We start from the raw sequence: 13020 nt of genomic DNA, 5'->3' as shown, positions 1-13020 counted from the left end.
TGGCCGCCCAAATTCAATTTTAAAACGAATTGGGGCAGTCAGGATCAACCCAAATGATCAAGTGATTGAAGCATCAAAGAGATATGCGTGTCGCCGTATTTTCGACTGTCCAACAACTGGAATCCATCCGGCGCTTGCATCGGAGCGTTTTCTTCCCACACGATAAACGCCCCCGCAGCGATCCATCCTGCATCGGACGCCTTGGCCAGCGCCTTTTGGCCCAGAGACTTGCCGTAAGGCGGGTCCAGAAAGATCAGGTCGAAGGGCGCGTTCGGGTTTTCACCTAAGCGCGTCGCATCCCGGCGGATCAGATCGGTCCGGTCAGCGCTGCGGGTCAGGTCGATATTCTTGCGGATCAGGCCCTGCGCCACACGCCCGTCATCCACAAAGGTGATGTGGTCAGCCCCGCGCGACAGCGCCTCAAGCCCCAGCGCACCGGTGCCTGCGAACAGGTCCAATACACGCAGGCCTTCAAAGTCGATCAGATGGCTTAAAACGTTGAACAGACTTTCACGTACTCGGTCGGTGGTAGGACGCAGATGGGCACCCGCATCCCTTTGCCAACCGAGGCCAAGGCACGACCCCGGAACTCTCCGGCGATGATCCTCACGCTTTGAGCAGCGGTTTCAGATCCGCAGCCGGATCGGCCACCACGGCGGGATCAGCGGTTTTGCCCGCGTCGATCAGGCGCTTGCCAACCATATAGGCGCGCGGGTCGTTCATCGCGTCGACTGCAATCAGCTGGTCACCCTTGTAGTACCAGAACGACACGGTCTGACCTTCGCCCTGACGGGTGACAACCCGATCATAACCCGTATTCAGACCTGCGATCTGCAGTTTCACGTCATACTGATCCGACCAGAACCACGGCCTTGCTGTATAGTCCTTGGCTGCCCCTAGCATGTTCTGAGCGACGATCTCGCCCTGATCAATGGCGTTGGGCACGCTTTCCAGACGAATGCGCCCTCTCCATGCGGGAAGGAGGCGCAATCCCCCGCAGCCCAGATCGACGGATCAGATGTACGGCCATGGGCGTCGGTTTTGATGCCGTTGTCCAGTTCAAGCCCAGCCATCTCGGCCAGTTGGCTGGACGGCGCGATGCCAACGCCAACAACCACAAAATCAACCTCGATTTCGGTTCCATCCGTCAGAACCGCGCCGACGACCTTGCCGTTTTCACCGATCAGACGATCAAGGCCCACACCCTCGCGGATGTCCGCGCCGTGACCCGTATGCAGCGCGCGGAAATAGTCGCTGGTTTCCTTGGCGGCGACGCGTTGCAGGATACGCTCGGCCATTTCTACCAGCGTCACCTTGACCCCGCGCTTGGCGCAGACGGCTGCGGCCTCAAGCCCGATATAGCCGCCCCCGACAATCAGCGCGCGCGCGCCTTCGGTGACCCGAGGCTCCATATCGTCGATATGAGCCAGATCACGTACCACATGAACGCCCTGAAGATCTCCTCCGATAGAGGCAGGTAGGTAGCGCGGATCCGACCCGGTGGTAAGCGCCAGTTCGTCATAGGAGATGACCTCATCCCCACGGTTACGGTCTTGGCCTTGGGGTCAATCGCAGTGACACGCTGCCCCAGACGCAGGGTGATGTTGTTGTCGGCGTAGAAGCTTTCGGGGCGCAGGAACAGACGCTCCAGCTCCATCTCGCCCAGCAGATAGGCCTTGGACAAGGGTGGGCGCTGGTAGGGCAGATGCGGCTCGGCCCCGATGAGGGTGATATCACCTTCAAACCCATCCTTGCGCAGCTTTGCAACAAGCGACGATCCGGCCTGCCCGGCGCCGATCACGACAATATGGCTCATGTTCATCACCCTGTCGAATTCTAATGGTTACTTCTGTCCGACCACCTATATTGCGGCATAGCCCGACTCTGCAAATCCAAACGACAGGAGCTGATAAATGATTACAACAGGTGAGATGCTGCCCGACGCCACGCTGACCCAAATGGGTGCGGAAGGCCCCGAAGAGGTTCGGATTTCCGACAAAACCGCGGGCCGCAAAGTGGTGATCTTTGCAGTGCCCGGCGCGTTTACGCCAACCTGTCACTCAGCCCATGTGCCCAGCTTCATGCGCACCAAGGATCAGTTCGAAGCTAAGGGCGTGGATGAGATCATCTGCATTTCCGTCAACGACCCCTTCGTGATGAAAGCCTGGGGCGAAGCGACCGGCGCAACCGAGGCCGGCCTGACCCTGCTGGGCGACGCCGCGTCCGAGTTCACAAAGGCCATCGGCATGGATTTCGACGCCCCACCAGCCGGGCTGCTGGCGCGTTCGCAGCGTTATGCGATGCTGGTCGAAGACGGCAAGGTCACTGCGCTGAACCTGGAAGAAAGCCCCGGCGCTTGCGAGATTTCAGCCGGTGAAGGCTTGCTCGAAGTAATCTGACCTTGTTTGGCCCCGGCTAAACCGGGGCCGTCCTAACCCTATTTAACTTGATACAACGCCCCAGTGTGCGATTATCAAAGGCACATAGCTGGGGAGTATGTTTATGTATCTCAAAGCCATTTCACTCATTCTGGGCGGCGCAGGCCTTCTTGCAGCTTGCGGTCCGGCCCCAACACCACAGCAACAAGCGGCACGGCAACATGAAATCGCCTGCCTGAGCGGCACCTTGGGTGGCGCGCTGATCGGAGGCGCAATCGGCAATCAGTTCGGAGGCGGTTCAGGCAAGTCCATTCTGACGGGCGCAGGTGCCGCTACCGGCAGCATCAGTGGCGCAAGATTCGCATGTTGAGGGGGACAGTGATGAAACGAATAATCTGTATCGCCGCGCTTGTGATGGCCAGTGCCGCAGCTGCGGACGACGTGGCAGAGTTGAATGAAAAAGAGCTGACAGCCATCGACTCGAACAATGATGGCTTCCTGTCCAAGGACGAGTTCAATGCCTTTTCAGACTACGCCTTTCAGGCGATGGACGAAGACAAGAACGGCGCGCTCGGCCTGTCCGAGGCCAAACCCTTCCTGGACATAAAGCAATTTCAGGACGTTGACCGGAACGGCGACAGCCTTATCTCAAGGGCGGAATACGATGCGCAGATGAGCAACGATTTCGACTCTGCGGACAAGGATGGAAACGGCCGGTTGGACTAAACCCGGAGGGTGAGAGGAACTGATGAATGTGAATCGGTGCGCTGGCGGTATCGGCGGCTTGTGATGTACCGCGGGCCCCGATTGTGACCGGCCCGAACGGGCAGATCCGGATCCAGATCAACACCAGCGGGCTGACCTGCTATGAGAGGCGGTGTCTGGACATCAACCCAGCGGCACGCAGTGTTCGGTCTATCGGCAACAAAACGACCCGCATTCCTGGCAATATCGACGTCAGTAGTGGCACGGTCACGCCGGATGAATTCCGCCAGATGGCGATCACGGCATCCTTGGCTGGCGGCATCGGGTCCGGACAGGATCGCGACTAGACCAGTCCATCCATCTTGCGCGCCAGTTTTGCATCCAGCGAAGACAACCCGCCGACGTCATGGGTGGACAGCACAACCTCAACCGTGCGGTAGACGTTGGACCATTCGGGGTGGTGGTTCCACTTCTCGGCCCAGATCGCCACTTGAGTCATCCATCCAAAAGCCGCGACGAAATTGTCAAAGATGAAAGTCTTGGTGATTGCATCCCGGCCTTCAACCATCGTCCAGCCATTGTTGAACAGCGGATCAAGAAGGGGGCCACGGGTCTCGGTCGACAAAAGCTCGGTCATTGCTGTTCCTCCGGGTTCGATTTTCTGAACGGACCGTAATCCGTCAGAATCTCAATCTCTTCTCCCACCGCGCGGCCTTCAGCGTCCAGATATTTTTTGACGGCATCGGCGAATCCCGGATCGGCAATCCAATGAAGGCTGTGCGTGCGTGTTGGCAGGTAGCCACGTGCAAGCTTGTGTTCACCTTGCGCTCCGGCTTCGACCCTTTGCATGCCATGCGCGATGGCAAAGTCGATGGCCCTATAATAGCACAGCTCGAAATGCAGGCAGGCATGATGTTCGACACAGCCCCAATAACGACCATAGAGCGTCTCACGCCCGATGAAATTCAGCGCCCCCGCGATGGGATACCCATCGCGTTCTGCCAGCACCAAAGCCATATCAGCGGCCATCGTTTCCTGCGCGATATCAAAGAACTGGCGCGTCAGGTAAGGTGAGCCCCACTTGCGCGCGCCGGTGTCCTGGTAGAACCGCCAGAAGGCATCCCAATGCTCGGGCCGCAGGTCATCACCGGACAAGGTACGGATCTCACCACCGAATGCGTTGGCCTGAGCACGCTCCTTGCGGATGTTCTTACGCTTGCGCGAGGACAGCGCCGCCAGAAAGCCGTCGAAATCCGCGTAATCGTCATTCAGCCAATGAAACTGCTGCGAACTGCGCAGCATCAGGCCCATCTGCTCACCCGCCAACGCCTCGTCCTCGGTGCAGAAGGTCGCGTGAAGCGACGAGACCTGATTGTCTGCCGCCAGTTGAACGGCGCCCTGCACCAGCGCGGACATCCCAATCCCTTCATATCCCGGACGCACCAGAAAGCGCCGCCCGGTGGCGGGCGTGAAAGGGGCCGCAATCTGTAGTTTGGGATAGTACCGCCCGCCCGCGTTTTCGTACGCATGGGCCCAGCTGTGGTCGAAGATATATTCTCCCTGACTGTGCGACTTAGCATACATCGGGGCCGCCGCGATCAGCATCCCATCCAGATAGGCCGTCAGGTATTGCGGCTGCCAGCCGGTGCCCCGCCCAACCGAGCCGCTGTTTTCCAAGGCCAGCAAAAACCGGTGCGTGGTAAAGGGATCCAGCGGACGCCCGCCATCCGCCGCCTCAGGGCAGGCGCAGGCATCCCACTCGGCCGCAGAGATTTGCGAGAGTGATCCAAGTACCTGAATTTCGATCTGCGCCTGATCCATGTGCCCTCCGCGTCTGGTCTTTATCTGTGACGAGGTGCGACAGGTTCAACCCGGATGCTTGGCCAGATACCCCTCAAAGGTCACATTGTCGGCAACGGCGCGGGCCTCTGCCTCTTGTTCAGGCGACTTTACCGTCCAACACAGGATCGGCACACCGCGCGCTTTCAACTCGGCAACGCGCGGACGGTCCAGATCATGAACCTCATGGCTGATGAAACTGGCCCCAACCCGGTCGAAATCGGGAATGTCGCGCAGGTGATCACACACCGATTGCGGCAGCAGTTCGACCTTCGGCTTGTAGGAACAAGTCACGATCCCGCGGGGCAGATGCGGGGCCAACCGGGCCAGCTCTGCCACGCTGTTGGGGTTGAACGACATCAACGCCACCGGACCGTCGTAGCTCTCTAGCGCCCGCGCAGCGTCCGCCTCAAGCGGGCCGACATTGGTGCCCATGGCGCCATCCTGATCCTTGAGTTCGATCAACAACGGGACTTTGCCTGCGACCATCTCAAGCACATCGTCGAGGGTGGGAATGCCATCCTCGGCATGCAGCAGCTGCGTGGCCTGCGCCCGCGCGGCCGAGACCTGCTGGATCGGTCCAGACTGCCCGGTCAGACGCGCCATGTCGTAGTCATGAAACACCATCGCACGGTTGTCCGAGGTCCGCTGCAGGTCAATCTCGATCCCGTAACCGGCATCGATCGCGGCACGAATGGCCGCCCGGCTGTTTTCCGGGCGGTTATCTGTTTTGTCATGCAGCGCCCGGTGGGCAATCGGGGCCTCTAGAAACGCGGGCGGCAGAGCAGGTGTCATTGGACTTCGAAAATACCTTCGATTTCGACAGCAACACCCAGCGGCAGTGATGCAGCGCTAACCGCCGAGCGGGAATGACGACCCGCCTCGCCCAGCGCTTCAACCAGAAAATCGGACGCACCGTTGATCACCTGCGGCTGCGCCGTGAAATCAGCAGTCGAGTTCACAAAACCGGTCAGCTTGATCACCCGCACCAGCTTCTCGATATCCCCATCGCAGGCCGCTTTGACCTGAGCCAGCAGGTTGATCGCACAGACCTTTGCCGCCGCTGCACCCGCGTCGACATCCATGTCATCGCCCAGTTTGCCGGTGATCAGGTCGTCCGCTTTGGAAATCTGACCCGAGACATAGACAATATTGCCCACGCGCACGAAGGGCACATAGTTTGCGGCCGGGGCCGGTGCGTCTGGCAGCGATACGCCCAGGCTTTGCAGTTTTTCCGAGATGCTCATGTGATTGTCCTCACCCAAAATCGACTCGGGCGGACGCTAACCGGGATGATGCCGCTGGGAAAGCCGGAAACCGAATTTTCTGATTGTTGCGCTCAGTGGGCGTATCCTGTCCTATTTCGAACTGTTGAAGTCGTGTCACTTTACCTTGTTTGATTTACCGGGTTTAACGCTATGTGTTTCATTCAAGCGCTGAAACCTCTATGTGACAACAACTTGTGTCTGTCGGACACGCAGGTATTGATTGATCGCCCAAGCGTCGAGCCGGGCCGTATTGGAGTAGCTAAGACCGTGTTGAGCAAATTTGGCTTCAAACATCTTGTTGTTCTGTCACTTATGGTCCTCTTGTCGGCCTGCGCGTCACAACCCCCGGAACAGGCTGCCCGGGGTGAGGTTTTCGACCCTTTCGAAAACGCTAACAGGGGCATTCACAAGTTCAACCTTGGCGTCGACCGCTTTTTGTTTCGTCCCGCCTCGAAAAGCTATGTGAGGATCGTACCAGATCCGGTCGTGACAAGCTTCAGTACCTTTGCTGAAAACATCACGCTGCCTGGGCAGGCGGTGGATTACCTGCTGCAAGGTAACCCCAAACAAACGGGCAACGCGCTGCTGCGGTTCGTGATCAACATGACTGCGGGCGCTTTTGGCTTGTTTGACCCTGCGGCTGAACTGAACATGCCCCCGTCGACACTGATTTCGGCGAAACTCTGCATGTGTGGGGTTTGGAGAAGGGGCATATGTTGAGTTGCCTTTCTACGGCCCGTCAACCACCCGAGACGCTGTGGGTGTTGTATTCAATCTTTTCTCCAACCCGATCAACTTCACACCGGTGCGGCCTGCGGAAAACATAGGCGTCTATGCCGAGGTCGTACGTCGGATGGGGGATCGGGGACGATTTTCTGATACAGTGGACTCGATTCTCTACGAAAGTGCCGATAGCTATGCGCAGGCCCGACTGATCTACCTGCAAAACCGCCGCTTCGAATTGGCACGCGACGACGAGGACGCCTTCCTGGATCTCTACAACGATCCATATGCCGACGCCGGAACCGACCCTGTTAGTGATCCCCTTCTCGACCCCTACGAGGACCCTTATGCTGAGTAACGCTTTAAACCGAAGACATTTCCTAAAAACCTCTGTGGCCGGAGCAGCTATTGTTGCCCTGCCTTTGCCCGCTCTGGCCCTGACCGAGGCGGGTGCCAAACAACTGGTCAACAGTGTTGTCGCGGATATCAACCGCGTGATCGCCTCGGGCAAATCCGAAAAAGCCATGCTGCGTGATTTCGAGAAGATTTTTGTGCAATACGCTGATGTTCCGATCATGGCGCGCTATGCGCTTGGGGCGGACGCCCGTTCTGCCTCTCCGGCGCAGTTGAGACAATTCACCAAAGCGTTCCAAGGCTATATCTCGCGCAAATACGGACGCCGGTTCCGCGAATTCATTGGCGGCCAGGTGGATGTACGAAACGCGCGCCGAATCAAAGCTGGCTATGAAGTGCGCACCTCGGTCAAACTGCGGGGATCGTCGCCCTTTGACGTGACCTTCCTGGTTTCTGACAAATCCGGTCGCGATAAGTTCTACAACATGTTCATTGAGGGAGTGAACTTGCTGCTAACCGAACGCACCGAAATCGGGGCGATGCTGGATGCACGTCAAGGAAACCTGAACCAGCTGATCAAAGACCTCAACAGAACCGGGTAGCACCGCCTTTTTGTGCTCAAACGCCTCCGCGCTCTGTGCGTCGGAGGCGTCTTCGTTTCTATACCCACAAGAAAGTCATTTTACCTTGTGACCTAACACGCGCCGAAGTTGATGCGCCGCTTTCCAAAGCTCTCACTAAAACTAAGCTTGTACCCCGCTCCACGCCCAGCCCGCGGACCCTCTAGGGCATGTAACTTCGGACCAAAGCGCTGGCGATCAAAGCCCATCCATCTGCGATCACGAAAAACGCCAGCTTGAACGGCAGCGAGACGATTGCAGGCGGCACCATCATCATGCCCATCGACATCAAGACGGCGGCCACAACTAGGTCAATGATCAGAAAAGGCAGGAAAATCAGGAACCCGATCTGAAACGCCCGAGCGATTTCAGACAACATGAAGGATGGCATCAGAACTGAAAGTGAAGCATCCGGAGACAGGACCATCCCCTCGCCTCCAGGACGCAGAGCGGCCATGGATTGAAACGTCTCAACATCCAGTCGCGCTGCCATGAACTCTCGGAACGGGTTCAGGGCGCGTTCCAGAGCCGTTTCAACCTCAAGCGTTTCATTGATCAAAGGCTCAATACCAATAGTCCAGGCTTCGGTAAAAACCGGCTCCATTATGAAATAGGTCAAGAACAGCGCAAGGCTAACGATCAGCATATTCGGCGGAGATTGCTGCAACCCAATACCCTGCCGCAGGATCGCGAGAACCGTGATCAGGAAGGGAAAACAGGTGATCATGATCGCCAACCCGGGCGCAAGGCTGAGAACGGTGATCAGCAAGATCAACTGGATCGTCCGGGCCGAGATGGACCCGCCCTCCCCAAGCGACAGGGTCACGTCTTGGGCCGCAGCCAGGGAGGGCAGCATTGCCACAACCGCGACAGTCAACCAGAGCCACAAGCGCATCAGCCGATCCCGTTCTGCAGATCCGCGATTTCGGTTAGACGCACAGCCAGTTGACCGGCCTGATCGCCCTCCATCTCTTCCAGAAGACCACGGGCAACCAGTTGGTCGCATACATATAGGTCCACGGGTCTTCGATCCGTTTGTCCAGCGTCAGCACTGCGTTTTCACCCATATTCAGCAGGTCCCGGATCAACGGGCGGGCGCGGCCAACGGAAACTGTGACTTCTATCGGGACAGCATCAAAAGGGTTGGTTTTGGGATTGGGTATCAGTCATGGGTCAAAGCCTCTTTCGCCTCAAACAGGTAGGAGTCAAATGCTTGCTGCACCGAAGACAGCAGATCCACGCAATCCACCTCGCGCCGCGAGATACCGACCTGCAGCCTTGCTTGTCCTGGTTGCAGCGAGGAATCTTCGATCACCCGCGGAGGTTGAGACATGTCTGATGACAGCAAGTATTCGACCTCGGCCGCGCGGCCTTCCGGCACAAGTATTTGGATGAGTTGGTCGATTTGGGTTCGTGCCATGTCTTGCAGCTGTTCCGACAGGCGGTGAGCAAAGCTGCGATCGATACAATCCGGCAGCACCAGTTGCACCAGGCTCTGGAACATCGGCTCCAGCGAAAGTGTCATACGTGTCAGCGCTTCGTGATAGGTAAAGGACATGTCTTCCAACGCCTTGGCCAGCTCTGCCGAGACATGGCCCCGGTTCTGCTCCTGCGCTTGAACGGCGTCTTCCCATCCCGCGCCATAGCCTTGTTCGAAGGCAGCCAGGCGCTGTTCCTCCAGCGCGTCTTCATCCAAAAGATGCAGCTTGCAGCCTTGGACCTGCGCGGTGAAATCCTCAAGAAGGTGAGCAATCGACATCAGACCCGCTCCTCGCCTTCTTCAAGCCAACTGCGCAGAATTTCGACCGTTTCTTCCTGCTTGTCACCGATCATCGCCCGCAACCGGTCCACAGGGTCTGCATTGCTGTCTGACCCAAGCGCCGGCACGCCGACCGACTGCGCCTGTCCCGGCAAAGCCGTGAACTCAGCCGTCTCATCTGGCGCGATCTCACCAACCAGAACCTTAGCATCCTGTGCGTCACCACCGCCTGCAGGCAACAATGCGGGGGCTGCCGCCGGTTTCATCAGGATGGGGCGAATAACGAACAAGGCCAGAACCAGCGAAACCAGTGCAAGCACAGCCATCTGGATCAGAGACATCGCGTCCAGATGGATATTCTGCCACATGGAGGACGAAACCAGCGTTCCCTGCGGCTCTACCACCGGCAGATCAAGCGATTTCAACGTGATCACATCGCCCCGAGCTGCATCGAAGCCTACGGCTGAGGCCACCAGCTCCTCAAGCGCATCAAGCTCGGTCTGAGGCAAGGGATCAAAGCTTTCCGCCCCGTTTTCATCTACCGACCGGAGGCCATTGACCAACACCGCGACTGTCAGGCGCTTGATGGCTCCGGGTGCGTTGTGAACCTTAAGCTCCGTTTCTGAGACCTCATAGTTCACGCGCTCGCGGGTCTGCGTCGCGTTCGAGTTCGATTCGTCCCCGCCCGCTCCGTCCCCATCCGGCAGGTTGGAGGCGACCGTCACATCGCCGGACTGATTGCGCGCACTGTCCGAGCGTTCCTCGACATCCGTGCTGATCGCAACCCGCCCTTTGGGGTCAAAGCGGCGTTCGCGGATGGATTCGGTCTTGGTTACCGTGTCGACACTGACCTCAACCACAGCGTTTCCGGTGCCCACGCGCGCCTCGACAAGGCGCAGCACGCGTTCACGCAACTGACGGGATTTGTCATCCGCCTTGTCAGCTGCAACCGCCGTGTCCTGTCCGCCAATCACGGCGCCGCTTGAATCCACAACCGTCACGTTTTCCGGCGCAAGCCCGCTGACCGCCGAGGCGACCAGAAAGCGAATCGCCTTGGCCTGATCGCCCGTTATCTGCGCGCCCGATGGAACCAGATACACCGAGGCCGTGGGCGCAACGCTACGCTGAAACGGGTTGGCCGAGCCATTTGCGATATGCACCCGCGCCTGACTGACATGAGGACCACCGACGATGGTGCGCGCCAGCTCACCTTCTTTTGCGCGCCAATAGGCGGCATCGAACATCTGCGACGTGGTGCCAAACCCGCTCAGCGAATCGAGCAGCTCATAGCCACGATTGCCATTTGCTGGCAGGCCTTCGCTGGCCAGGGTCATGCGCAGCTCATCCCGCTGCGAGCCGGGCACGTAGATTGAGCCGCCCCTGATCTCATATGTGACGCCGCGCTGATCGAGCGCACGCACGATATCGCCTGCGGCCCCGCTTTCCAGCCCTGCATAGAGAAGGGTCATAGAGGGTGCCGTCACAAGACGGGACATCCCGAGAACCCCCAGAAACACCAGCGCAACCGCACCGACGACTATGATTTGCTTTCGCCTGTCCAAACTTGCCCAAACAGTTCCGATCTGCTGCACGCTCACCTCCGACTCGCCGACATTCTGCCCGGCGCATCCCTTGTTTGAACGATTGCCCTTAACAATCGGTTAGTCCCTGCCGGGTTATGACAGCTTCAGATCGAATGAATGAGGACGTCATGACTGACGCTACAGCAGAAGAGGCAGAAACCCCTAAGAAATCAGGGAAAATGGGTCTGATCATCGGGGTGATTCTGGCGCTCGTCGGGGCGGGCGGCGGCTATTACGCGACCACGTCCGGGCTGTTGCCCTTTGGGGCAAAACCCGAAAAGGCGGAATCGATGGACGCAGTTAAAGACAAACCGGCCAAAGCCCTGCCGGATGTGGGATCGTCGATCTTCCGCCTGTGATCTCTGTCGGTGAATGCGGGTGAGTCACGGCATCTGAAATTCCACGCGCAGCTCGAAGTTAACTCGGCCTACATCAGTGATGTGGAAAAAACGCAGCCGCGGATCATGGATGTGCTGAACGGATATCTGCGCGCGCTTGAGGTTGCGGATCTCGAGGACTCCTTAGCGCTGGTACGTATCCGGGGGCATCTGCTGCGGCGCATTGAAATCGTCGTCGGAGAGGGTCGTGTGCGCGACGTTCTGGTAATGGAATTTGTTCTGAATTAGGAGGCGAAATTGGAGCTTATTGCAGATATTTTGCTGGTCGCGGGCGCGCTGGGCGCTGGTCTATATTGCTTTGTTCTGTCACGCCGCCTGAAACGGTTCACGAATCTGGAACAAGGCGTGGGTGGGGCCGTTGCGGTGCTGTCCACCCAGGCGGAAGAGTTGAAAAAGTCGCTGGACAGCGCGCGGGCTGCCTCGGACCAGTCCGGGGATGAGCTGAAAGAGCTGAAAGAGCGCGCGCAATCGGTGCGCAGCGGCTCGAACTGATGATGGCCTCGATGCATGATGTCATTCCCGAGGGGAAGGCGTCGCCGGAACCGCCTGCGCCGGACGTATCGTCAGATCCAGATGAAGAAGCTGAGGAAGGGGCAGAGACGGAAGAGGTCTCTGACACTCAGGAATCGGATGCAGACGACACCCCTGCTGAGGACAACAAGCCCGAGCAACCAGCCAAAGCCCCAGAAGGTTTGATGTTTTTCCGGCACAAACGGCAAGGTGCGGAGGCTGCGGAATGAAACGCCCTGGCACGCAGAAAGGCAGGGCGCGACCCCGCGGCGGCGTGTTGGCGGTGATTGCGCTGTTGATGATCGGGTCCGCCGCGATTCGCCTTGGACTGGAAGCCGGGCCCGCATTGGCCAAAACCGTCGAGCCGACAAAGGCCGAAGAGCCGCCGATGTCAAAACCTTCTCCGGATCTGCAGGTGCTCTTGACCGAGCTTTTGCGCCGCGAAAACGCCTGAAGCAGCGGGAAGAAGCCTTGAAGAGAAGGAAAAGGCGCTTGAGATTGCCCATGGGGCCATCGAAACGCGCCTGGCCGCACTACAGCAAGCCGAAGAAGACCTGCGGGACACGCTGGCACTGGCGAACAAGGCCGCCGAAACCGACCTGACCCGGCTGACGGATGTCTACCAAAACATGAAACCCAAAGATGCCGCCGCCTTATTCGAGACAATGGACCCCAGCTTTGCTGCCGGTTTCCTGTCGCGCATGCCCGCCGATGCAGCAGCGGGCGTGCTGGCCGGCCTCAGCCCCGAGGCCGCCTATACGATCAGCGTGGTCATGGCAGGTCGAAATGCCAATGCCCCACAGGAATAATTACGTGCTTGTCAAAGCTATCTGGATACTTGTCGGAGATCGCAAATGATTGGAATTGTTGGAATTGTTGTCAT

Annotated in this window: 18 protein-coding genes and 4 pseudogenes; 12 read left to right on the top strand and 10 right to left on the bottom strand. The window is 58.4% G+C overall.

Translation table 11 applies throughout. The annotated features are described in order from the left end of the window. Positions 1-44: 44 nt before the first annotated feature. Both rsmD and ACR3FB_RS00105 read right to left on the bottom strand, forming a co-directional pair. Positions 45-610 (bottom strand): annotated as a pseudogene (gene rsmD / locus ACR3FB_RS00110) (16S rRNA (guanine(966)-N(2))-methyltransferase RsmD). Next, positions 607-1816 (bottom strand): annotated as a pseudogene (locus ACR3FB_RS00105) (NAD(P)/FAD-dependent oxidoreductase). The pseudogenes rsmD and ACR3FB_RS00105 overlap by 4 nt, the downstream one beginning before the upstream one ends. Before the next feature lie 97 nt (positions 1817-1913). On the opposite strand from ACR3FB_RS00105, the gene ACR3FB_RS00100 reads away from it, so the two are divergent. From ACR3FB_RS00100 to ACR3FB_RS00085, 4 genes are all read left to right on the top strand, one after another. After that, on the top strand, positions 1914-2399 hold the full coding sequence (locus tag ACR3FB_RS00100; protein ID WP_170379412.1) for a peroxiredoxin: 486 nt from the start codon (positions 1914-1916) through the stop codon (positions 2397-2399). Between the two features lie 103 nt (positions 2400-2502). After that, the gene (locus ACR3FB_RS00095) at positions 2503-2748 is read left to right on the top strand and encodes a hypothetical protein (protein WP_170379414.1); all 246 of its coding nucleotides are present in this window, start codon (positions 2503-2505) and stop codon (positions 2746-2748) included. A gap of 11 nt (positions 2749-2759) precedes the next feature. Further along, on the top strand, positions 2760-3104 hold the full coding sequence (locus ACR3FB_RS00090; protein ID WP_425084854.1) for an EF-hand domain-containing protein: 345 nt from the start codon (positions 2760-2762) through the stop codon (positions 3102-3104). 83 nt (positions 3105-3187) lie between these two features. Continuing rightward, positions 3188-3430 (top strand): hypothetical protein, encoded by a 243-nt coding sequence (locus tag ACR3FB_RS00085; RefSeq protein ID WP_425084853.1) that lies wholly within the window; start codon positions 3188-3190, stop codon positions 3428-3430. Here the strand turns inward: ACR3FB_RS00085 and ACR3FB_RS00080 are convergent. The 4 genes from ACR3FB_RS00080 to ACR3FB_RS00065 are packed head-to-tail and all read right to left on the bottom strand — an operon-like array spanning position 3427 to position 6169. Next, positions 3427-3720: a 4a-hydroxytetrahydrobiopterin dehydratase gene (locus ACR3FB_RS00080; protein ID WP_170379422.1), complete on the bottom strand. Its 294-nt coding sequence runs from the start codon at positions 3718-3720 to the stop codon at positions 3427-3429. The two genes, ACR3FB_RS00085 and ACR3FB_RS00080, sit on opposite strands and share 4 nt — an antisense overlap. Continuing rightward, on the bottom strand, positions 3717-4904 hold the full coding sequence (locus ACR3FB_RS00075; protein WP_170643680.1) for a GNAT family N-acetyltransferase: 1188 nt from the start codon (positions 4902-4904) through the stop codon (positions 3717-3719). The genes ACR3FB_RS00080 and ACR3FB_RS00075 overlap by 4 nt, the downstream gene beginning before the upstream one ends. A gap of 45 nt (positions 4905-4949) precedes the next feature. Next, complete coding sequence (locus ACR3FB_RS00070) at positions 4950-5717, bottom strand: glycerophosphodiester phosphodiesterase family protein (RefSeq protein WP_480563223.1); 768 nt, start codon at positions 5715-5717, stop codon at positions 4950-4952. Further along, positions 5714-6169 (bottom strand): RidA family protein, encoded by a 456-nt coding sequence (locus ACR3FB_RS00065; RefSeq protein WP_170459597.1) that lies wholly within the window; start codon positions 6167-6169, stop codon positions 5714-5716. The genes ACR3FB_RS00070 and ACR3FB_RS00065 overlap by 4 nt, the downstream gene beginning before the upstream one ends. 333 nt (positions 6170-6502) lie before the next feature. Here ACR3FB_RS00065 and ACR3FB_RS00060 point away from each other — a divergent pair. Continuing rightward, positions 6503-7271, top strand: a pseudogene (locus ACR3FB_RS00060) (MlaA family lipoprotein). After that, complete coding sequence (locus tag ACR3FB_RS00055) at positions 7261-7869, top strand: ABC transporter substrate-binding protein (RefSeq protein ID WP_425084851.1); 609 nt, start codon at positions 7261-7263, stop codon at positions 7867-7869. The pseudogene ACR3FB_RS00060 and the gene ACR3FB_RS00055 overlap by 11 nt, the downstream one beginning before the upstream one ends. A 181-nt stretch (positions 7870-8050) precedes the next feature. Here the strand turns inward: ACR3FB_RS00055 and fliP are convergent, their stop codons facing one another. The 4 genes and pseudogenes from fliP to fliF all read right to left on the bottom strand — a co-directional run bounded on the left by fliP (position 8051) and on the right by fliF (position 11238). Then, a complete protein-coding gene (gene fliP / locus ACR3FB_RS00050) occupies positions 8051-8782 on the bottom strand; it encodes a flagellar type III secretion system pore protein FliP (protein WP_480563222.1) in 732 nt (243 codons plus the stop codon). Next, positions 8782-9053 (bottom strand): annotated as a pseudogene (locus ACR3FB_RS00045) (FliM/FliN family flagellar motor switch protein). Before ACR3FB_RS00045 ends, fliP begins: the two are co-directional and overlap by 1 nt. Beyond that, positions 9050-9646 (bottom strand): ABC transporter ATP-binding protein, encoded by a 597-nt coding sequence (locus ACR3FB_RS00040; RefSeq protein WP_480563221.1) that lies wholly within the window; start codon positions 9644-9646, stop codon positions 9050-9052. The pseudogene ACR3FB_RS00045 and the gene ACR3FB_RS00040 overlap by 4 nt, the downstream one beginning before the upstream one ends. Further along, on the bottom strand, positions 9646-11238 hold the full coding sequence (fliF, locus tag ACR3FB_RS00035; protein ID WP_480563220.1) for a flagellar basal-body MS-ring/collar protein FliF: 1593 nt from the start codon (positions 11236-11238) through the stop codon (positions 9646-9648). The genes ACR3FB_RS00040 and fliF overlap by 1 nt, the downstream gene beginning before the upstream one ends. A gap of 119 nt (positions 11239-11357) precedes the next feature. Between fliF and ACR3FB_RS00030 the strand changes: the two genes are divergently transcribed. The 6 genes from ACR3FB_RS00030 (at position 11358) to ACR3FB_RS00005 (ending at position 12946) form a co-directional block, all read left to right on the top strand. Further along, a complete protein-coding gene (locus ACR3FB_RS00030) occupies positions 11358-11588 on the top strand; it encodes a flagellar basal body-associated FliL family protein (protein ID WP_480563219.1) in 231 nt (76 codons plus the stop codon). A gap of 9 nt (positions 11589-11597) precedes the next feature. Then, positions 11598-11855, top strand: a complete 258-nt coding sequence (locus ACR3FB_RS00025) for a flagellar basal body-associated FliL family protein (protein WP_480563218.1) — start codon at positions 11598-11600, stop codon at positions 11853-11855. Between the two features lie 9 nt (positions 11856-11864). Next, positions 11865-12119 (top strand): hypothetical protein, encoded by a 255-nt coding sequence (locus tag ACR3FB_RS00020; protein WP_480563217.1) that lies wholly within the window; start codon positions 11865-11867, stop codon positions 12117-12119. An 11-nt stretch (positions 12120-12130) separates the two neighbouring features. Beyond that, a complete protein-coding gene (locus tag ACR3FB_RS00015) occupies positions 12131-12367 on the top strand; it encodes a hypothetical protein (protein ID WP_480563215.1) in 237 nt (78 codons plus the stop codon). Continuing rightward, complete coding sequence (locus ACR3FB_RS00010; protein WP_480563214.1) at positions 12364-12591, top strand: hypothetical protein; 228 nt, start codon at positions 12364-12366, stop codon at positions 12589-12591. Before ACR3FB_RS00015 ends, ACR3FB_RS00010 begins: the two co-directional genes overlap by 4 nt. Before the next feature lie 175 nt (positions 12592-12766). Next, entirely contained in the window at positions 12767-12946 is a 180-nt protein-coding gene (locus ACR3FB_RS00005; protein ID WP_480563213.1) for a MotE family protein, read from the top strand. The last annotated feature ends 74 nt before the right edge of the window (positions 12947-13020 follow it).

The sequence above is a fragment of the Ruegeria sp. AO1 genome (genome assembly GCF_056535985.1).
This window is presented reverse-complemented; position numbering and strand designations above follow the sequence as displayed.